This window comes from Oceanobacillus sp. B139/18 (assembly GCF_055524595.1).
On sequence record NZ_JBVFXI010000003.1, the window covers coordinates 415,841 to 435,888 of the forward strand.

Below are 20,048 nucleotides of genomic sequence, written 5' to 3' on the forward strand. Positions count from 1 at the left end.
AAATTCCTCCCTATTCCCCTGTCCATCGTTCCAAAATTGTCGCATTAGCCATTCCCAGCCCTTCACACATCGTCTGCAGACCAAAACGCGCTTCGAGCCGCTCCATGGTATGCATCATCGTTACCATCAATCTGGCTCCGCTTGCGCCTAAAGGATGCCCTAAGGCAATAGCTCCCCCGTCAATATTGACTTTTTCTTCATCTGCCCCTAATTCCTTCATCCACATTAAAGGAATGGATGCAAAGGCTTCATTCACTTCAAAAACATCGATATCTTCCATCGATAAACCAGCTTTTTTAAGAACCTTTTTAGTAGCTTCGATTGGACCTGTCAACATCTCTGTCGGATCAGAACCAATCACACTGCGGGTAAGAATACGAAAACGCGGAGTAAAGCCAAGCTCTTTGGCTTTATCAGCAGACATGATTAAAAGTGCTGCTGCACCGTCACTCATCTGACTGGCATTTCCCGCTGTGATTCCGCTCTCCTCTGTAAATAAATCAGGCAATGCATTCAGTTTCTCCATCGAGGTATCTCTTCTCGGCCCTTCATCTTGACAAAATTGAGCAGTGGTTCCATCCGCGCGCTTGACGGAAATAGGCATCATTTGTTGTCGAAAAAAGCCTTTTCCCTGCGCTTGTATCGCACGCTGATGACTCTTGAATGAATAATCATTCATTTTTTGGCGAGAAATCCCCCATTTTTCAGCAATATGAGCGGCTGCGACTCCTTGATGCACCATATCATAGTTATCTAGTAAAGCACGATTCCACTTTACACCCTGCTGGTTGTTTCCCATTGGCACACGTGACATACTTTCCACCCCGGCTGCTACCACAATATCCATATCCCCGCTCAAGATGGCCTGTGCAGCAAAATGTATGGCCTGCTGACCCGATCCGCATTGACGGTCAATCGTTGTTCCAGGAACACTGACCGGATAGCCGGCAATAAGCGCTGCCTGCCTGGCCACATCCACTGCCTGTTCTCCTGTCTGCGTGACGCATCCCATAATAACATCGTCAATGGCTGCTGCATCCAGATTGGTTCGTCTAACTAATTCCTTTAAAGGCGCTGCAGCTAATTCTTCTGCCCTTATCTCACTCAAAAAACCATTTCGTTTACCAATAGGTGTACGTACTGCCTCTACAATCACCGCATCCCGCATCGATACTCCTCCTTTTTCATTTGGAAAGGATATGAATCTATTATCATTTACAGCAAATCGATTTCCGGTGAACCCTATCAATATCCCTTATCAGTTATTAAATAAAAATGTAAAACAACCAAATAAAGTAAACGCTTTCAACATTCATTTTATGTTGTTCAAAAATGAATGTCAAGAGGGAAACAAGCAGGGTATGGCCTCCTAAGCCCATTTCCCCCAATCATTCCCTGCTCTATAAACATTATCCGGCCATATATGCCATTAGTTGAATATATGTCATCACCAAAGCATATAGCACCACAGCAAACACACCGTTAAACTGAAAACCATTTTTAAAGCCGCTCAAACCATTGGAGCCGCTTAAGACAATGATTGGCATAATCACCGGTGATAATAAAATTGATATTGAGCTTCCCAGCGTCACTGAAAGCACAATCAGCTCTGGAGGATACGGCAGGTGGATAGTCTGCAAAATACCAGCTACCAATACCATTACTGTCAACGGACCGAGACCGGCAAAGCCTAAGATAATTACCATAAACGGCAGCAGGTATAATAGATTGATAAATGGAGCGACTGCTTCTAAGGCATAGAGACTGTCGACAACCCAGCCGGCAAAGCCTGTTTTAGTCAATCCTGCAATCAGCATTCCTGCCCCAACCATCACGCATAGCTGATACGACTTGCCCGCCATCTCTTCTTTTACATAAAGTGCTGCAATATATGTTAATTTATATAAACGCTTCTTCACTAGATAATAGCTAAGTATCCATACGAGGATGGTTAAAGGGATCAGGACAAGCAATTCCATGTTCACCCAAGCGCTCAGGATAAAGATGGAACCGAAAAGAGAGAGAAAGAGAATCATAAATTCACGGACGATCCGCTTTGTCTCCCGTTTATTTCTCGTATGCTGCATAATCTCATCAATTTCATGCTGGAGGCCTCTTGTAAAGTTAACATGATACTTTTTATTCTCCAGCGGGAAGAACAAAATCGCAACGATGGTTCCTAATGCAGCTACCCCCAGCCCTTGCAGAATTGATTTCCATAAGGAAGCCTCCATTGCTTCCACCACATAGGCAAAGCTCGGAATACTGACTACCCACAGAACCGATAACGCAAACCCGCGCAGTATCGCTGTTCCTTTATATCTCTCCCACGCCTCACCCTTTTCGTCCTTTAAGATCATCGATACAAATTGATACAGCATAGGAATCGCGCCAAATAAGAGAAAATATGCGATTACTTGTGTAAAGGAAACCATTCCAAAATAAAATTTCTTACTCGTATCCACAAAATCATGCGCATAGCTGATGGCAGATTCTAAAAATGCTTCTTCCCGCAATACCCAGCTGACCATAGGGATGATAACTAATAATCCGACCATATTCCGCATCTGCAAAAGCCCTTCCCGCATTCCCGAAAGAAAAGAGGTGTCTACAGATAGAAAGATGATTACTCCAGTTAAAAACAAGCCTAATGGCATTTTCAAATGCAGCGGCCCGTAAAATAATGTTCCAAAGAAAATAATTCCAAACCCAAACCATACTAACAGTGTTAACAGCAGATGAACCTGCAAAAAATACGTGACAAAATGGATCATCGTAAAACCAATGATACAAATGACTAACGCCGGACTGACGAATTGTTTACTCATTATTGACTAGCTCCTATACGTTCGTGTTCTCTTTACTTTACCATGGAATCACCTTGTGTTAAAGCTCCCTTCAAATCAGCAATCACTCCTCTGACCGGACAGCTGTCCGGAGTATTTTAAAATAACGCTGCTGCGCCAGATAATCTGCGTGGGCTCTTTCTAAAGGAACCGATAAAAACCGCACCTCTGCCCCAATCTTCTTTTGCACCAGCTGAGGAATATCTGCGGCGATGACCGTAGCAATACGTGCGTATCCTCCTGTTGTCTGCCGGTCCGCTAAAAGCACGATCGGCTGACCATTTGCCGGCACCTGAATGGTACCGGGAAGCACAGCATCCGAAATAATGTCCGCTTTATCCACATGAGACAAAGCCTTCCCTTCTAAACGATAACCCATGCGATTGGACTGTTCAGTAATACGATAGCTTTCCTGAAGAAATTGCTGATAGATTGTGTCTGAAAAAGCAGATATATCCGGCCCGGTAATGACTCTGATTGGACGGTGCTGTTCATAATTTGGTATATCTGTCTTTTTTAAATACCTGCCTGCCCGGATGGATTTCAGATTTTTATCCTCTGCAGATAGGCGGTCTCCTTTTTGCAAGATTCTTCCCTCTATCCCGCCAAGATTGGCTTGCGCATAGGTAGACTTGCTCCCCATTACTGTTTCGGCATAAAATCCGCCGCTTACTGCCAGATAAGCATAGGTTCCATGAACCGGCTTGCCAAATGACAGAATCTGCCCTGTATAAACGCGGAAGGATTTCCATGGACAGACAGGCTCTCCGTCAACAGCTGCTGACAAATCTGCGCCGCCGACAGCAATGACCGCATCCTGTAAAAACTTCAATCGGGGGCCCATCAACATGATTTCCAACGTTGCTGCTTCCTCCGGATTGCCGACGAGCAGATTTGCAATGCGATGGGCAAAGGTGTCCATTGCTCCTGCCGTCGGAATACCGTATTTTTGATAGCCAATCCTTCCAGTGTCTTGGATACTGGTCGATAATCCAGGTTTCATGACTTCCAAGATTTCTTTCAACGTGAATCACCTGCCGTAACTACCTTCGAATACAGAGCACCATGCGATTTCACATGTCTGCACTGACTCCTGCAGCGTGCCGCAAATTCATTCATTGCGCCAAAGCTCTTTTTTGGATTCCCATTCAAAACGATATGCAAATTCATGATTGCTCCTCCTTTTCTTGGTTTATCTGAGGCTGGTAGCTTCCGTTTTCTACTGCTTCTTCTATTTTATAATAGGTTTGCAGATCAATTGCTTCAAACTGGAGCAGATCTCCGGATTGGATAAGGATTTTTTTCTCCCCCTTCGCATCATAAAGATGTACAGGAGTTTTGCCGATAATTCTCCAGCCTCCAGGGGATTCCAGCGGGTAAATCCCTGTCTGTTTATCCGCAATACCTACTGCCCCCTGCTCCACCATTTTTCTTGGATTATCCAGCCTTGGTACGGCAAGCTTTTCAGATAAACCGCCTAAATAAGGAAAGCCAGGCATAAAGCCCATCATATACACATAATAAAGCGGCTCCGTATGCAGACGAATCACTTCTTGAATGGAAAGTTTAGAGCGGGCAGCAACATCTTCCATATCTAAGGCAACCTCCTTGTCATAGCATACTGGAATCGTAATCTTTCTGGCTGCAGGAGGAGCTGTTTCCTCCATTATTTTTTGTAAATGGATAAGCTTTTTTTCAAGCTCTCTATAAGTGATTTCACTCGGATTATAATAAATCGTGATGGCAGTATATGCAGGAATCCATTCCGATACTCCCTGTATTGGATATTTTTCTAAGAGAGCGCCAAAGCGATGCACTGCGTTATTTACTTGTCTGTCAATGGCATTGCCAAAGGGAATTCGTACACCGCGGTCTCCGTATAGTTGAATAGGATACATGATTTATCACCTGCCTTTTTTGTTCTGAACTTTCTGTATTCATATTGTACACCTATTTTTTAGCAGAAACGAATGATTTGAACACGCAAAATCCAAAAAAGCGGCTCTACATTCAAACAATGAAAGTAAAGCCGCTTTTCCTATGTTAGTTTTAAATTATTTCTTTTTACTGGTTTGCTAAGTTTGCACCATTAGCAGCGATGGTATCTTTATACCAGTAAAATGATTTTTTGCGTTTTCGTTCCAGTGTGCCGCTGCCGTCATCATGCTTGTCCACATAGATAAAACCATAGCGTTTCGACATCTCCCCGGTGGAGGCACTTACTAGATCAATGCATCCCCAGCTCGTATATCCCATTAAATCCACACCATCTTCTACAGCTTCAAGCATTTGTTTCATATGCTCCCGCAGGTAGTCGATACGATAATCATCTTGAATCGAACCGTCCTCTTCCACTTTGTCATAGGCACCTAAACCATTTTCTACAATAAATAATGGCATCTGATACCTGCTGTATAGCCGGTTGAGGGAAATGCGTAAACCAACCGGGTCAATTTCCCAGCCCCAATCACTAGCTTTCAAAAATGGATTTTTAACGCCGCCAAGCAGAATATTTCCATCTGCCTGCCCGCCATTCACATCCACTTTCTTTTCTGTCTTGGACATGTAATAACTGAAGCTGATGTAATCCACTGTTCCTTCCTTGATAATATCCAAGTCGCCATCCTCTATCTCCAATTCAATGTTATGCTCCCGGAAATACCGCTGGATATAAGCTGGATATTCTCCTCTTACTTGTACATCTGTACAAAAATAATTAAAGCGTTCATCCTTCTCCAATGCATCCATGACATTTTCCGGGTTGCTGTCATAGACATAGAATGGAGCGTAAATAATCATACATCCAATCTGGGCTTTCGGCATGATTTCATGGCATCGTTTCACTGCTTTCGCGCTCGCAACAAATTGATGATGGAATGCCTGGAATGTCGGTTGATAACGATCTTCCTCTTTTTTAATCGCAAACCCTAATCCCATGATTGGCATCATTAATCCGCTGTTGATTTCATTAAAGGTCATCCAGTATTTCACTTTCCCCTGATAACGGGTAAAAATAGCTTCCGTATATCTTTCAAAGAAAGTAATAGCTTCCCGATTTCTCCAGCCGCCGTACTCCTTCACTAAGTGCAGAGGCATTTCATAATGGGAAATGGTGACGACCGGCTCGATATCATATTTTAACAGCTCATCAATGACCTTATCGTAGAAAGCCAGTCCTTCCTCATTTGGCTCCAATTCATCGCCATTCGGGAAAATCCGTGACCAGGCAATAGATAAGCGGAATGCTTTAAAGCCCATCTCTGCAAATAATGCAATATCTTCTTTGTAACGATGATAGAAATCGATTGCTTCATGATTCGGATAGCTTTTTCCTTCTTCTATTTCAAACTGAAATCCCGGATTACGCAGCACCTGTAATCTTTCTTTTCCGCCAGGCAGCACATCGGCTATATTTAATCCTTTATTTCCTTCGTGAAATCCGCCTTCTAATTGGTTGGCTGCTGTTGCGCCGCCCCATAAAAATCCTTCTGGAAAAGCTTTTGCCATGTTACTCTCCTCCTTGAGTCATTATTATTCTTCCTCTTACTTCTTTCCTTCTTCAACATAACTCATATCATTGACAGAATCTAGCTGAAACTCTCCGTTCTGATACGTTATAACGGATACACTTGCATTATCAAGACCGCCTTCTGGCACCTCATAATCATCAAAATACGTATCCAGCAAAGCAGATATACTTAACCCGTGAGAGACAAGTAAAACATTTCCTGACCCCTCTTGCCCTTGTTCTGCTTCTACTAACTCATCCAGGCCCTCTGTCAGCCGTGCTGTAATGGTATCATAATCCTCTGCAGGCCAATTAAGTCCCTCTTCATCTCTTCCTTCGTCAAGCTCTGCTACACTGTTTGAAAACGTTTCTGGTTCGAGATTTTCTAAAAATTCCTCCAGTGTAATTCCTTGCAAATCTGCAATATCCTGCCACATTGTCTCGTTTAGATCTCCTTCATATGTTCCGAAGTTAAATTCACGAAAACGTTCATCTGTATTTAAATCAAGTTCCGAAGATGTTTCGTTTTCTTCCATAATGATTTCTGCTGTTTGAATAGCCCTTCCGCTGTCACTGCTGTAGGCATTTTGGAAATCAATATCTTTTAAACCGATTCCTGCTTGTGTGACGACCTCTTCACCTGCCGGAGTCAATACAGCATCAGACCAGCCCTGCACACGATCGGTTGTATTTAACATTGTTTTCCCGTGACGGACAATGTAGATAGTTAATTCATCATTTGATTCTGCTTCTACGACTTCCTTTTCACTCCCCTCTGTATCTCCGTCATTATTTTCCTCTGCTTCAGAACTGCTGCAAGCTGCCAGTACGAATACAAAACATAGTGCTGCCATGACTCCCCATATCTTTTTCATATCTTTTCTCCTCCAAAATAGATTTATTCTTTATTTTATAAGTCACTTTTTGCCCAACTGTAATATTGATACTGTTATATGCCATGCTCCTGCTACATTTTCCTTCCACCTCCTTTCAGCTTTTTTAGAAATAAAAAACCTGAATTATTTTGATCACACTTCACGTGCATTCAAAACAATCCAGGTTATGCCCAATAAGGTAACATTCCATTTTGCCAATATTCAATCTATATTTAGGTTAGAATAAAAAATAAATTATGTCAACGGTTCCATTTCCCTAATTATGAGGACCCTCTATACCTAAAGAAATGTCATGAGGCCGGTTTTTTTCAAACGCCAGCTATGCTTATTCTTCTTTCAAAAAAGAAAACCTGAACAAATTAAACAGATAGAGCGCACTCTATGCCGTTTAACTCATTCAGGTTTTGCCTGCCTCACAGTAACAATCCTTTATCACCTTCATTATATATAAGAACGCTTTCAAAATCAATAGCTAAGAAAAATCAAGAATACCGCTTGGTCTTTAAAACATCAGTGTTCTCGCCGAAGAGATGTCCGCTGCGGGAAGTCGCTTTCCGCGGGCAACGCTTCAGTCTCCTCGGAAGAAAACCGCTTCCTGCGGGGTCTTCACCTGTTGCTTTTCCCGCAGGAGTCGACTTCCCTCCGCTCCCATCTAAGAAGAATTATGTTTTATTTACTTTTTTACAAAGAAATAACACAAATTCTAGCGACGCTTTTGGATAGGACAAGCAATGTTGTCAGGTTAATGAATTTTCTTAAATATTATACAGATAGTAATAAAACCTATCTAGCGGAGGAAAAACACGGAGACTCCTATGGGAAAGCGCAATGGTCTTCGGTGGGGCGAGTAATCGCAGGCCCAGGGTGAAGACCCCGCAGAAAAAAAGCGAACTTCTTTTTTTCGAGGAGGCTGAGCGCAAGCCCATGGAAAGCGTAGTGTTTTTCCGCAGCGGTCGCATTAACCTGACAACATTGAAGATTACTCCCTTAATGAAACTCATTGTAGCGGCTATATTCAACATTTTTTATATACTTTCTTATTCTTTAAAAAGAAACTTCATCCTGCATCTTGGTGCTGAATGAAGTCTCCGTTATGCCATATAACTGCTGTGCTTACATCTGATGAATGACTTCTTTAACGAGTTTCACAAATTTACTGCGCGATTGTGCAGCAACCTCAATCACTTCATCATGACTCAGCGGCTGATCTAATATACCGCTTGCCATATTGGTTAAGCAGGAAATACCTAATACCTTCATTCCGCCATGGACGGCAACAAGCGCTTCAGGAACGGTGGACATGCCGGCTGCATCTCCTCCAAGCACGCGAATCATGCGAATTTCTGCCGGTGTTTCATAAGCTGGTCCGCTCCACCAGGTATATACACCCTCCTGCAAATTAATCTGATTTTCTTTGGCAATATTTTTAGCCAAATCGCGAAGTTCACGGTTATATATTTGGGAAGAATCCGGAAAACGAGTTCCCAGGTCATCATTATTTGGGCCAATTAATGGGTTCGTTCCAACTAAGTTAATATGATCTGTAATCAGCATTAAATCACCAGGGTTAAAATCTTTATTTACTGCTCCGCTTGCGTTGGTAACAATCAGTTTATCCGCACCAAGCGCCTGTATAACACGTACTGGAAAAGTCACTTCATCCAAGGAATAGCCTTCATAATAATGGTAACGCCCTTTCATCGCTACGATACGCTTGCCATGCAATGTACCGATAACAAGCTGATTGGCATGTCCAACAGCTGCGGATTTAGTGAAATGCGGGATTTCTTCATACGGAACGACAACTGCGTCTTCTAATTCATCTGCCAAGCCGCCTAATCCGGAACCAAGAATAATACCGATTTCTGGGGTCATATCTGTTTTACTTTGAATAAACTCTCTTGCTTCTTTTATTTGCTGTGTCTGATGCATTTATGATTTCCTCCTTAAAGTAGCTTTATTTTTTAGCTTCCCGATGACAGTCTGTTAAAAACGCCAGCGTCTTTAAACGGTGTACACTTCTATCTTATCTTACAGTTCGATATAAAATCAATTTGTCAGTGCAGTAATCTATGTTAAGCGATTAAAAATAAGGTGTCAATTAGGAACCAAAAGCGCTTGGTATAAGACGTGGACTGCGTCAACTTATCACAAATACCGCCATCATACATCATCCTTTTCTGCCATCCAAATAAAAAAACCAGGCGCTTCACCTGGTTTTCTGTCTTTATTCTTTAAATTCCAGCATTTTATTTTTTAATTCCTCTTCCATGCCGATTAATTCTTTTTCTGCCTCATTACGCTTTTTACGTCCATCTGATTGAATTTGCAGTGTTTCTTCAATGGTAGACATTAATTTTTCCTGCGTCTGCTTCAATGTATCAATATCGACAAGGCCTCGTTCATTTTCCTTGGCTGTCTCCACCGTATTCTCTTTCAGCATATCCGCATTTTTTAATAATAAATCGTTTGTTGTTTGCGATACCTGTTTCTGTGCTTCCATCGCATGACGCTGTCTTAATAGGGTCAAGGCAATGGCCACCTGATTTTTCCATAGTGGAATCGCAGTTAAAACAGAGGATTGTATTTTTTCGACAAGTGCCTGATTCGTATTTTGGATAAGACGGATCTGCGGAGCACTTTGCATTGTAATTTGACGGCTTAACCGGAGATCATGCGTCCGTTTTTCCAGCCGGTCCACAAATTGAAGCATATCATTTACTTCCTGAACATCCATCTGACTTCCGCTTGTTTCTGCTTTTTGGCGAAGCTGCGGGATAATCTCATTATTGATTTCCTCCACCTTTAATTCGCCGGCAGCAATATAAATATTTAAAGCATCGTAATAATCCCGGTTGGTAGAAAATAATTTATCAAGCATTTCATTGTCCGACAAGAGTAAATCTTTATTTCGGTCCAGACGCACACTGATACGATCAATCTGGGAGCTTGTCTTTTGATAACGGGATAATACCTCATTCACAGATTTCGACAGTTTTCCAAACAAACGTGATAAGAAGCCTGTTTTCTCCTCCTGCAGTTCAGAAGGGTCAATATCCTCCAGCTTTTTCATCAGCTCATTTAGAATCGAACCAATTTGGCTGACATCCTGCTTTTGAACATGCTCCAGCATCTCATGTGAAAATTGATGTAATTTTGCTTGTGCCTCTACACCATATTTCACTAAAGACTGTTGGTTGGTTGTATCGATTTGCTGCTTTAACTGCTCTGCTTTTTTACGATGCTCGCCGGGAAGTCTGTCAACCAGTCTTGGCGCCTCCGAGCTTTCCATATTTTGTTCGGAAATATCCGTTGAAACCTCTGTTCGTTCTCCAAACGGATCATTTAATAAATCATTTATCGAATCATTAGTTTGGTCTTTTGCAGTCATGTAGAATCCTCCTTATTTTTTAGATCGGCGCAGCGTCTTTTTGGCTACATCCAGCTCAAAATCCAATGTTTCTAGATCATCCCTCAGCATCACTTGCAGATCCTTTTTAATCGTGGGGCTAAAGGCGGTAAGCGTCTGCCTGGTTTCCTTTAATGATTTTTGCATCTCGATAGATGGAGAAGGCTGGCTGGAAAGATACGCATAACGCTCTGATAATTCGACAAGCGAGTCTAAATGATTATAGAAGAAACGCTCTGCCTGGTAAAATCGTACCGGTTCTTTTCTTGCGTTGTTATATATTTTTTGAGCCGTTCTTACAATCGTTAAATTCTCCCGCGCATGCTGGAAAGACCTTACTTTGAATAAAGCTTTCTGCATACGTGTGATTTTTCCTCTTGCCTCTTTTAAATTGGCATCAATAAATTTATATTCTTTTTTAGTCAATCCCTGACTTTTAACAAATCGATAATCCATAATCTGTTTTGTGGCTGCATAGGTCAATACGCCTCCAATTGCAGCAAAAAGACTGGTCAACAGGACAGTCTGTCCATATATAAAAAAGCTAACAAGCCATATAGCTGTCAGGCTGACAGCACCAACAAAGCTCTGCATTAAAAATTGCATAATTGCTCGCATATGCTCACTCCTACGTGATTAATCATTCTATCCTAAGTATAATCGTCTATACTCTTACTCTTATTATACTATTACGAACGAGGCTTTTAAAAGTTTCAATTTCTTTTTATTTAAAACCCGTTACATAAATTATTTTCTCATATCTCACCTGCAGTAAGAAATCTTTAACAGCAGCTTTCTCTTCTTCCTCTTAAAGAGACCCCTGTTTAATTTATCTTTATATTAAAAAATATGATAATATAAGAATAAATGTTCTTATATTTGCCGCACCGAAATTAGCAGACTTACATTCATGGAGGGATTTTTAATGAAACGAATTGGTATTGATGCAGGCGGATCTTTAATAAAAATTGCCTATGAAGAGAGAGGCAGGCTTCGATTAAAAACTTTTCCTGCCAAGCAAACCCATGAGGTCATTTCCTGGTTGAAGTTGACTGCACCGGAAGCAGCGCTACAGGTGACAGGCGGAAGAGCTGAACAGATTAAAGCCGACAACCAATCTATTTCTATTTTTAAGGAATTCACATGTGTAATAGAGGGAACAAAGTACTTATTATCGGAAGAAAAAAAGCTTCCGGATACGGATTATCTTTTAGTGAATATCGGCACAGGAACTTCTTTTTTCCACAAACAGAAACGCTTATCAGGAACAGGAGTCGGCGGCGGGTTGTTTACAGGCCTCGGAGCAATTATTGCGGGTACTTCTGATTATCATTCACTGGTAGATCTGGCCTCTAAAGGAGACAGGACCTGCAGTGATTTGATGGTCTCAGATATTTATCAATCCAGCTATTCGCCTGTCGAGGCTTCTTTGACCGCTGCTAATTTTGGAAAAGACCAGCTGGATCAATCCGTTTCAGCTGAGGACCAGCTGGCCGCATTAACCCAGCTTATTGGCGAGACGATTGTACTGCTTTCCAGCTTAACGGCAAACTCATTAGCTACAAAAGAAATCGTCATGATCGGCGGTGCATTGACCGGAAATCCGCTTTTAAAGCAAGTGATAGGCTCTTTTGAAAGTATGTTTGATTACAATTTAACCTTTTTAGAAAAAGGAGGCCATGCCGGTGCTGTCGGTGCATTATATTACGATGAATAAAAAGAATGACAGGAACAAGGAGAATTCATTTTGAAAAACATTATTTATTTCAGCTTTATAATTATCTTTGCATTGGCAGGCTGTAACGCAGACACAGATACAGCTGCACAATCAAACAGCGTGGACGGAGATTTTCAAGCACATTTTATCGATGTCGGGCAAGGCGATTCCACCTTATTCACTTTCGACGACGGAGAGGAGGAAACGGCAATCCTGTTTGATACGGGGGACTGGCAGGGTAATGAAGTGGTTCCTTACTTAGAGGCACAGGGAATCTCAGCAATTGATCTTGTCATTATCAGCCATCCGGATGCAGATCATATCGGTCAGCTTTCCAAAGTCCTGGATCATTTTGCTGTCGATGAAGTTTGGATGTCCGGAAATGAAAGCACCTCCAATACATACCAAACTGCGATGGAAAAAATCCTATCTCAGGATATCAATTATCATGAACCGCGGACCGGCGAGGAGTATGAACTTGGCCCGATTGACTTGGAAGTGCTGTACCCTGAGGACATTTCCGGAAAAGCGAATGAAGAGTCGGTCAGTATTCGTTTAGCCTATGATCAGGTTTCCTTTGTTTTGACTGGAGATGCCGGAGTGAAGGAAGAAAAGGAAATGATAGAAGCTTCTTCGCTTAACAGCACCTTCTTACATTTAGGGCACCATGGCTCCAATACATCCACTGATCCCGCCTTTTTAGATGCTGTCGATCCGCAAGCTGCCATTTATAGCGCTGGAGAAGATAATTCATACGGGCATCCAAGTACAGAGGTTATTGATTTATTAGATGAAGAAAACATTGACTGGTACGGAACCGATGTTGATGGAAACATTGTTGTTACGACAGATGGATCATCCTATTCGATTGAAACCGAGATGGGCGAGGATATTACTGTTTCCAAACCAGATGCAGCCGAGGAGAAGAATCAGGATGCTTCCGAAGACGCTTCTGCTTCAAATGAAGAAAACGAGGATGGCAGCTGTATTAATATCAATAACGCATCCCAAGAGGAATTAACCGGGATTATTCATATCGGTGACGAACGTGCCAATCAAATAATAAATAAACGCCCGTTCGATACGTTCGAGGAGCTGGAGGAAATTGACGGAATCGGTCCGAGCAGAATCGCAGATATGGAAGCCGAGGGTCTAATTTGTGACTTTTAAAGGAGGGATATAGCATGAAAGGAATTATCGACCGGTTTGAAGGCGAATCGGCTGTTATTTTAGTGGAAGCGGAGAATCGGGAATTACTTGTTCCAAAGAAAGAGCTCCCGAGTGACTGTAAAGTGAAATCAGCGGTAATTGTAGAAGAATCCGCAGGAAAGCAAAACCCAGTAATTCAGCTTGATCCGGAAACAGATCAGAAGAAAAAACAAGTGTCCAGTAACCTGCGGGAAGCTCTATTAAATCGAAAAAAGAATAGTAAACTGAAAAAAAAGAAATAGTTTACCTCCTTTCTTCTTTCCAGCCAAGAGAAACCTCATTAAGGATAAGAAAAACTTGCTGCATCATTCCCTTTAAAACGCGAAAAAGAGCTGGTTCACGTATCAGCTCTTTTTCTATGTTTCACCATAAGAACATGCAAAACTCGTATACACTTACCTGATTAGTCAATGCTAGTTTCTTGCTGCTATTCTATTGTAAAACTTTTTGCTATACCGTTAATACCGGCTTCTCCTCCACCAGCGAAAGAAATAATTCCAGAAAGCGATTATCATCGGTCAGCTCCGGATGAAAAGCCGCTACAATTAAATTTTCTTCTTTTGCAGCCACAATTTTATCATCATAGGCAGCTAAAACTTCCACACGCTCTCCTGCCGATTCAATATATGGGGCACGTATAAACACGGCTGGATACGGCTCCTTCATTCCGTTCACATCCAGATTTGCTTCAAAACTGTCCCGCTGTCTTCCAAAACCATTCCGTTTAACTTGTACATCCATCAGACCTAAATGCACACTCTGCTCTGCATCCACCTGACCCTTGCCAAGCAAAACGAGACCGGCACAGGTTCCAAAAATCGGCTTCTTGGATTGGGCAAATTGTTTTACAGCATCCACAAGATTATTTTTCTTCATCAAGCGCCAAATTGCTGTGCTTTCCCCTCCCGGAATAATTAAAGCATCCACCGTTTCAAGCAGCTCCCTATTTTTAATCAGAATCGGCTCATGTCCTGCTTGTTGCAAATGACTCGCATGCTCTTCTGTCGCTCCCTGCATGCCAAGAATTCCGATTCGATATTTTTGTTCACTCATCGTATCCGCTCCTTTCAGCGACTTAGAAACTCCGATCCTGCATTCTATCCTCTGCTCTTAACGTTTTCATATCGATACCCTTCATTGCTTCTCCCAAGTCTTTAGAAAGCTCGCCAATTTTTTGGTAGTCTTGATAATACGTTGTTGCTTCAACAATAGAACGTGCAAATTTTTCCGGATTTTTTGATTTAAAGATACCAGATCCGACAAAGACCCCGTCTGCTCCAAGCTCCATCATCAATGCAGCATCTGCCGGAGTTGCCACCCCGCCTGCAGCAAAGTTCACCACTGGCAGCCTGCCTGTTTCCTTCACCTGCAGCAGCACTTCAAATGGTGCTCCAAGATTTTTAGCTTCTGTCATCAGCTCATCCGCGTTCATATGTACAATTCTTCTTACCTGTGATTGCACTTCGCGTAAATGGCGTACTGCTTCCACGATATTTCCTGTTCCAGGCTCTCCTTTTGTCCGAAGCATCGACGCGCCTTCTCCAATCCGGCGGGCTGCTTCTCCTAAATCACGGCATCCGCATACAAATGGAACAGTGAATGGCTTTTTATCTAAGTGGAATAAATCATCCGCCGGCGTCAGCACTTCACTTTCGTCAATATAATCCACCCCAAGTGATTCTAAAACACGTGCTTCGACAATATGGCCGATACGCACCTTTGCCATTACTGGAATGGATACAGCTTCCATTACTTCTTCTACAATACTGACATCTGCCATTCTCGCTACACCGCCTGCAGCACGAATATCAGACGGGACTTTCTCCAATGCCATGACAGCAACAGCGCCCGCTTCTTCTGCTATTTTTGCCTGTTCTTTATTAACAACATCCATAATGACGCCGCCTTTTTGCATTTGCGCCATTCCTCTTTTTACACGCTCTGTACCTGTTACTCGATCTGCCATTTTATTTCCTCCTAGATTTTTGATTGATTTTTTATTATTATAAAAATAATATGATATGAATGAAAGTGCCAATTTTTCATCATTTAATGAGGTCAGTTTTCCAGAGGAGAGAGAAGATGGATTTATTATCTGTTCATTTAGAAAAAACAAACAATAGCCCATTATACGAACAGCTTTATGAGTTTATTAAACAGGAAATTGTACAGGAGCGGCTTCCCTATGGCCAAAAACTGCCTTCCAAACGAAAGCTCGCCAATCATTTGGAAGTAAGTCAGAATACAGTGGAAACTGCTTTTGAACAGCTTGTTGCAGAAGGTTATATTGCATCACAGCCCAGAAAAGGATTCTATGTACTGGCCCATGGCGATTTAGAATTTGTAGAGCATTCGGGGAAAAAGGAGATTGCTGATGCGGGGAAAGAACCATCCGTTTTATTTGATTTTTCTCCCAATAAAATTGATACGGAGGCATTTCCCTTTTCTGCATGGAGAAAATTAAACCGTCAAGTGATTGATGAATCTCATCATGATTTACTGCTGCTTGGCGATGGGCAAGGCGATAAAGAGCTGCGCGAAGCTATTGCCCACTATGTCTATCACGCACGGGGAATTGACTGTGACCCGGACATGATTGTCGTGGGAGCAGGAATTGAAGTTTTAATGCAGCAGCTGCTTTCCCTGCTCCCCGGATCTACCATATTCGGCATTGAAGACCCCGGCTATCAGTTAATGGTAAAGTTAATAACACACTTTGGCTTTTTAGGACGAGCCTTAGATATGAACGAAGAAGGCGTGTCCATTGAAGCAGTTCGCCTCTTAGAGCCTGATTACATCTATGTCACTCCGTCCAACCATTTTCCATATGGAACAGTGACCTCCATCAACCGGCGCAATCAGCTGTTACAGTGGGCAAATGAAACAGCGGACCGGTATATTATAGAAGATGATTATGACAGTGAGTTTCGTTATACAGGGAAAACGATCCCTCCTATGAAAAAAATGGATTTCAATGACCGGGTTATCTACCTTGGTTCGTTTTCCAAATCATTGATTCCTTCCCTGCGAATCAGCTATATGATCCTGCCCAAAGCATTACTGGAGCAGTATCGGAACAGGCTTACTTTTCACCATTCTACAGTTTCGCGAATGGATCAGCATGTGCTGGCGCATTTTATTCAGGAGGGTTATTTTGAAAAGCATTTGAATCGAATGCGGAAAATATATAGAAAGAAATTTGAACTGGTCCATCAATTATTTGAACCGTATAAACCATCTATACAGCTTCTTGGAGAACAATCAGGACTCCATGTCGTCTGTGAGGTGCGAAATGGTCTGACAGAAGAAGAGATACTTCGAAGAGCGGAGCAGAAAGGTATCAAAATCTATCCGATTTCCTATTACGCTTCAAAAAATGCCGTTTTCCCTTATCCGCAATTTGTGATCGGCTTCGCAGGTATCGCAGAGGAAAAGCTCAAAAAAGCAGTACAATCGATTATCGATATTTGTCAGAAGTGAGTTTATCTCAAGCTGACTTGCTGCAGGATGGCATAGGGATTGTAAAACGCCCGCTGAATAAAGTTGCACTTTATGCTATAATAAATTATTCTCTGCAAAATGACGCAGCCTTCCAATAAAGGATTTTTATGGTTTCTGACCGTAATGGGATGCTGCCTGCTAATTTGGTTTGCTCGGCAATGACACAGGGTATTTATCATTACACCCAATTTATCAGCAGAGTATCGTTTCATCTGTAATCCAGTAAATGATTGCTTTTAACAGCAAGTGCTATTCATCAGGTCTGGTTTAAGCTTCGTTTTTATTTTATTCATCGCTTCTTGGATTTACTGGCATTTTAAAGCAGCAAAGGAATATATTTATTTTAATAAAAAGGAGGATTTTTATGGGTATTTTGGAATCGATTATCGGCCATATCAATGATTTTCTTTGGTCGTATATTTTAATTATTGTCTTAATAGGTTTAGGTCTTTATTTTACAATTCGGACCGGATTCGTCCAGTTTCGCCTGCTTCCGGAAATGTTCCGTGCTGTAGCAGATAAACAATCCTATGATGCATCTGGCAAGAAAGGGACCAGCTCCTTCCAGGCATTTGCAATCAGTGCCGCTTCCCGCGTCGGTACAGGAAATATGGCCGGCGTTGCATCAGCAGTTGCGCTTGGCGGACCGGGCGCATTATTCTGGATGTGGCTGATTGCGCTACTTGGCGCCGCCTCCGGATTTGTTGAAAGTACTCTAGCACAGCTCTATAAAGAGAAAGATAGCAATCAGTATCGCGGCGGTCCCGCTTATTATATTGAAAAGGGAATGAAAAAACGCTGGCTTGGTATTGTATTTGCCATCATGATTACTTTTACTTACGGATTGGTCTTTAACTCCGTTCAATCCAATACCATCAGCATTGCGTTCAGTTCACAGTTTGATATAAACCCTGTCTGGATTGCGGCTGTTTTGACTATTTTTGTAGCCATCGTTATCTTTGGCGGTTTGAAAAGTATTGCGAATGTTTCTCAAATTATTGTTCCTTTTATGGCAATTATTTATATCGGCTTAGCGCTTGTTGTCTTAGCTATGAATATTACCGTTATTCCAGATATGTTTGTACTTATTTTTGAAAATGCATTTGGAATCCGCGAGGTTGCTGGCGGCGGCTTTGGCGCAGCCATTATGCTGGGAATCAAACGCGGACTATTTTCTAACGAAGCAGGAATGGGTGCTGCCCCCAATGCAGCAGCAACTGCAGAAGTAAGCCACCCGGTCAAGCAGGGGCTCGTTCAGGCCTTAGGTGTTTTCTTTGATACCATCTTAGTTTGTTCGGCTACCGGATTGATTATTTTATCCGCCGGCGGCTTTGCAGGCAGTGAAGAAGACGGGATTGCGCTGACACAGACAGCCTTCACCCAAATGCTGGGAGATTGGGCAGGCGTGTTTATCGCCATCGCTATTTTTCTATTTGCCTTCAGCTCGATTCTTGGAAATTATTATTATGGCGAGAACAACCTGGCTTATATTAAAGACTCTAAGACCATCCTGTTTATTTATCGCATAGCAGCGCTTGTAATGGTTGTATTCGGTACATTGGCTTCCTTCGGCTTAGTCTGGTCTTTAGCTGATGTCACCATGGCCTTGCTTGCACTGATTAACCTTTATGCTATTTCTGTCTTATTTAAGAAAGCCAATATTTTATTAAAGGATTATATGAGGCAGCGGAAAGAAGGAAAAGACCCTGTCTTCTATAAAGATACTCTGGACGATCAGACCGGCATCGAGTGCTGGGAACGGGAAACCGAGAAACAATAATCATTTCCAAAGAAAAAGAAACCATAGCTGCTTTTGCCGGCTATGGTTTTTCTATGGATATAAGCAGAAATCAACATAACTTCAGAAGCGATTTTGCTTAAGCAAAGTTACCTCGTGTTTATAGCTTTCGTCTCCCGGGAAAATGGATAATATATAAATTGAAGTAAGAAATTACACTTTATTTTTCTTATAAAAATGACGAAATAATGATTGAAAACAGTAACTAGCGGAAGAAAAACACGGAGGCTCCTGTGGGAAAGCGCGGAGGGAAGACCCCGCAGAAAAAAAAGCGAACTTCTTTTTTTCGAGGAGGCTGAGCTCAAGCCCACGGAAAACGTAGTGTTTTTCTGTAGCGGTAGCTATTAATTTCAATTTATATAGCTATTATTTTTTTGTGATTAGGGCATATGTTGGATACAAGAAATCCCGGATTAATGAAGATTCAATCTATGGAATGCTTCATTTGATTGGACGTTTCCATATTTAGAAACCATCCGTAATACGAGGGGGGGTATTGTGAATAATAAAAACAGAAGATTTTTAATTATTTCTTTATGCATCAATACGATCCTGACAATCACAGCATTAGCGGGATTGGTTTACCTTCTTTTCATACGTAATCAAGCTGCTGATACAAGCTCGTCTTCTCTCTTGTTTATCTCATTTTTCATCATCCTGTTAGGTTTTGGTATCAGATTAATATTTAATATCATTTCGCTTTCTAAAATAAAAAATCAGAAAAATCATTGACTAATAAACTCAACTTTCACACATTAAAAAGTAACTTCATTTCCATGCTGCCTGGATTGGTTGTTCAGGCGAAAGCTGTTATTTCGTCCAACTCATCAAAATGTTATTCCTTTCATTCGCTGCAGAATCCTATCAGAGCGCAGGCCGACCACGTAGACTCCTATGGGAACAGGGCGAGCTGAAGATCCACTTGAAAAGCGGTTTTCTTTTCAAGTTAGCTGAAGCCGTCCCCATGGCAGACTAAGACCGCAACGTCCTGGGGTTGCGATTACTCACCCCATCGAAAAGAGTTGTTGCAACGTCTGCACTAGTACGTCCTGGGACTGCGATTACTCGTCCCATCGAAAACATTTGTACGTCGGAAAGCGGAGTGGTTGGCCGGAGCGGAGCTATGCACCATCACCTATTCCAAAAAGGGAGTATAATAAAAAA

General features: G+C 42.0%; 18 protein-coding genes. 6 read left to right on the plus strand and 12 right to left on the minus strand.

Annotated features, from left to right (window positions below; translation table 11 throughout):
• Positions 1-10 precede the first annotated feature (10 nt).
• From ACZSMY_RS12360 to ACZSMY_RS12390, 7 genes are all read right to left on the minus strand, one after another.
• Positions 11-1,168 carry a thiolase family protein gene (locus ACZSMY_RS12360; protein WP_341173237.1) on the minus strand — a complete coding sequence of 386 codons (1,158 nt, stop codon included), beginning with the start codon at positions 1,166-1,168 and terminating at the stop codon, positions 11-13.
• Positions 1,169-1,409: 241 nt separating this feature from the next.
• Positions 1,410-2,828, minus strand: a complete 1,419-nt coding sequence (locus ACZSMY_RS12365; RefSeq protein ID WP_193065287.1) for a hypothetical protein — start codon at positions 2,826-2,828, stop codon at positions 1,410-1,412.
• Between the two features lie 82 nt (positions 2,829-2,910).
• Complete coding sequence (locus ACZSMY_RS12370) at positions 2,911-3,870, minus strand: 5-oxoprolinase subunit C family protein (RefSeq protein ID WP_042529965.1); 960 nt, start codon at positions 3,868-3,870, stop codon at positions 2,911-2,913.
• A complete protein-coding gene (locus tag ACZSMY_RS12375) occupies positions 3,867-4,016 on the minus strand; it encodes a hypothetical protein (protein WP_175297004.1) in 150 nt (49 codons plus the stop codon). Before ACZSMY_RS12375 ends, ACZSMY_RS12370 begins: the two co-directional genes overlap by 4 nt.
• Entirely contained in the window at positions 4,013-4,744 is a 732-nt protein-coding gene (gene pxpB / locus ACZSMY_RS12380; RefSeq protein WP_042529963.1) for a 5-oxoprolinase subunit PxpB, read from the minus strand. Before pxpB ends, ACZSMY_RS12375 begins: the two co-directional genes overlap by 4 nt.
• Before the next feature lie 166 nt (positions 4,745-4,910).
• On the minus strand, positions 4,911-6,353 hold the full coding sequence (locus ACZSMY_RS12385) for a glycoside hydrolase family 1 protein (RefSeq protein ID WP_465147828.1): 1,443 nt from the start codon (positions 6,351-6,353) through the stop codon (positions 4,911-4,913).
• 36 nt (positions 6,354-6,389) lie between these two features.
• Entirely contained in the window at positions 6,390-7,229 is an 840-nt protein-coding gene (locus tag ACZSMY_RS12390; RefSeq protein ID WP_193065289.1) for a histidine phosphatase family protein, read from the minus strand.
• Positions 7,230-8,078: 849 nt separating this feature from the next.
• On the opposite strand from ACZSMY_RS12390, the gene ACZSMY_RS12395 reads away from it, so the two are divergent.
• Positions 8,079-8,333 carry a hypothetical protein gene (locus ACZSMY_RS12395; protein WP_139089013.1) on the plus strand — a complete coding sequence of 85 codons (255 nt, stop codon included), beginning with the start codon at positions 8,079-8,081 and terminating at the stop codon, positions 8,331-8,333.
• Positions 8,334-8,363: 30 nt separating this feature from the next.
• Here the strand turns inward: ACZSMY_RS12395 and ACZSMY_RS12400 are convergent, their stop codons facing one another.
• From ACZSMY_RS12400 to ACZSMY_RS12410, 3 genes are all read right to left on the minus strand, one after another.
• On the minus strand, positions 8,364-9,182 hold the full coding sequence (locus ACZSMY_RS12400) for a purine-nucleoside phosphorylase (RefSeq protein WP_042529956.1): 819 nt from the start codon (positions 9,180-9,182) through the stop codon (positions 8,364-8,366).
• A 295-nt stretch (positions 9,183-9,477) separates the two neighbouring features.
• Positions 9,478-10,641, minus strand: a complete 1,164-nt coding sequence (locus tag ACZSMY_RS12405) for a toxic anion resistance protein (protein WP_042529954.1) — start codon at positions 10,639-10,641, stop codon at positions 9,478-9,480.
• Positions 10,642-10,653: 12 nt separating this feature from the next.
• Complete coding sequence (locus ACZSMY_RS12410) at positions 10,654-11,277, minus strand: 5-bromo-4-chloroindolyl phosphate hydrolysis family protein (protein ID WP_193065495.1); 624 nt, start codon at positions 11,275-11,277, stop codon at positions 10,654-10,656.
• A gap of 307 nt (positions 11,278-11,584) precedes the next feature.
• On the opposite strand from ACZSMY_RS12410, the gene coaW reads away from it, so the two are divergent.
• From coaW to ACZSMY_RS12425, 3 genes are read left to right on the plus strand one after another with little or no spacing between them, the layout of a single operon-like run.
• Positions 11,585-12,376 (plus strand): type II pantothenate kinase, encoded by a 792-nt coding sequence (gene coaW / locus ACZSMY_RS12415; protein WP_193065494.1) that lies wholly within the window; start codon positions 11,585-11,587, stop codon positions 12,374-12,376.
• Positions 12,377-12,406: 30 nt separating this feature from the next.
• Complete coding sequence (locus ACZSMY_RS12420; RefSeq protein ID WP_226895260.1) at positions 12,407-13,546, plus strand: MBL fold metallo-hydrolase; 1,140 nt, start codon at positions 12,407-12,409, stop codon at positions 13,544-13,546.
• A gap of 14 nt (positions 13,547-13,560) precedes the next feature.
• Complete coding sequence (locus ACZSMY_RS12425) at positions 13,561-13,827, plus strand: DUF3006 domain-containing protein (RefSeq protein ID WP_042529946.1); 267 nt, start codon at positions 13,561-13,563, stop codon at positions 13,825-13,827.
• Positions 13,828-14,035: 208 nt separating this feature from the next.
• Here the strand turns inward: ACZSMY_RS12425 and pdxT are convergent, their stop codons facing one another.
• Positions 14,036-14,638: a pyridoxal 5'-phosphate synthase glutaminase subunit PdxT gene (gene pdxT, locus ACZSMY_RS12430; RefSeq protein WP_042529944.1), complete on the minus strand. Its 603-nt coding sequence runs from the start codon at positions 14,636-14,638 to the stop codon at positions 14,036-14,038.
• 22 nt (positions 14,639-14,660) lie between these two features.
• Entirely contained in the window at positions 14,661-15,551 is an 891-nt protein-coding gene (gene pdxS / locus ACZSMY_RS12435) for a pyridoxal 5'-phosphate synthase lyase subunit PdxS (RefSeq protein WP_193065493.1), read from the minus strand.
• 116 nt (positions 15,552-15,667) lie between these two features.
• Between pdxS and pdxR the strand changes: the two genes are divergently transcribed.
• Positions 15,668-17,065 (plus strand): MocR-like pyridoxine biosynthesis transcription factor PdxR, encoded by a 1,398-nt coding sequence (gene pdxR, locus ACZSMY_RS12440; RefSeq protein WP_465147829.1) that lies wholly within the window; start codon positions 15,668-15,670, stop codon positions 17,063-17,065.
• 385 nt (positions 17,066-17,450) lie between these two features.
• Positions 17,451-18,866, plus strand: a complete 1,416-nt coding sequence (locus ACZSMY_RS12445; protein ID WP_193065491.1) for an alanine/glycine:cation symporter family protein — start codon at positions 17,451-17,453, stop codon at positions 18,864-18,866.
• Positions 18,867-20,048 lie beyond the last annotated feature (1,182 nt).

What these genes read in the sequence shown, in the direction of transcription:
- ACZSMY_RS12375 (WP_175297004.1), bottom strand. Translation starts at nt 4,016, where the DNA reads ATGAATTTGCATATCGTTTTGAATGGGAATCCAAAAAAGAGCTTTGGC.
- ACZSMY_RS12360 (WP_341173237.1), bottom strand. Translation starts at nt 1,168, where the DNA reads ATGCGGGATGCGGTGATTGTAGAGGCAGTACGTACACCTATTGGTAAA.
- ACZSMY_RS12410 (WP_193065495.1), bottom strand. Translation starts at nt 11,277, where the DNA reads ATGCGAGCAATTATGCAATTTTTAATGCAGAGCTTTGTTGGTGCTGTC.
- ACZSMY_RS12400 (WP_042529956.1), bottom strand. Translation starts at nt 9,182, where the DNA reads ATGCATCAGACACAGCAAATAAAAGAAGCAAGAGAGTTTATTCAAAGT.
- ACZSMY_RS12425 (WP_042529946.1), top strand. Translation starts at nt 13,561, where the DNA reads ATGAAAGGAATTATCGACCGGTTTGAAGGCGAATCGGCTGTTATTTTA.
- ACZSMY_RS12405 (WP_042529954.1), bottom strand. Translation starts at nt 10,641, where the DNA reads ATGACTGCAAAAGACCAAACTAATGATTCGATAAATGATTTATTAAAT.
- pxpB (WP_042529963.1), bottom strand. Translation starts at nt 4,744, where the DNA reads ATGTATCCTATTCAACTATACGGAGACCGCGGTGTACGAATTCCCTTT.
- ACZSMY_RS12395 (WP_139089013.1), top strand. Translation starts at nt 8,079, where the DNA reads ATGGTCTTCGGTGGGGCGAGTAATCGCAGGCCCAGGGTGAAGACCCCG.
- pdxR (WP_465147829.1), top strand. Translation starts at nt 15,668, where the DNA reads ATGGATTTATTATCTGTTCATTTAGAAAAAACAAACAATAGCCCATTA.
- pdxS (WP_193065493.1), bottom strand. Translation starts at nt 15,551, where the DNA reads ATGGCAGATCGAGTAACAGGTACAGAGCGTGTAAAAAGAGGAATGGCG.
- coaW (WP_193065494.1), top strand. Translation starts at nt 11,585, where the DNA reads ATGAAACGAATTGGTATTGATGCAGGCGGATCTTTAATAAAAATTGCC.
- ACZSMY_RS12365 (WP_193065287.1), bottom strand. Translation starts at nt 2,828, where the DNA reads ATGAGTAAACAATTCGTCAGTCCGGCGTTAGTCATTTGTATCATTGGT.
- ACZSMY_RS12445 (WP_193065491.1), top strand. Translation starts at nt 17,451, where the DNA reads ATGGGTATTTTGGAATCGATTATCGGCCATATCAATGATTTTCTTTGG.
- ACZSMY_RS12385 (WP_465147828.1), bottom strand. Translation starts at nt 6,353, where the DNA reads ATGGCAAAAGCTTTTCCAGAAGGATTTTTATGGGGCGGCGCAACAGCA.
- ACZSMY_RS12390 (WP_193065289.1), bottom strand. Translation starts at nt 7,229, where the DNA reads ATGAAAAAGATATGGGGAGTCATGGCAGCACTATGTTTTGTATTCGTA.
- pdxT (WP_042529944.1), bottom strand. Translation starts at nt 14,638, where the DNA reads ATGAGTGAACAAAAATATCGAATCGGAATTCTTGGCATGCAGGGAGCG.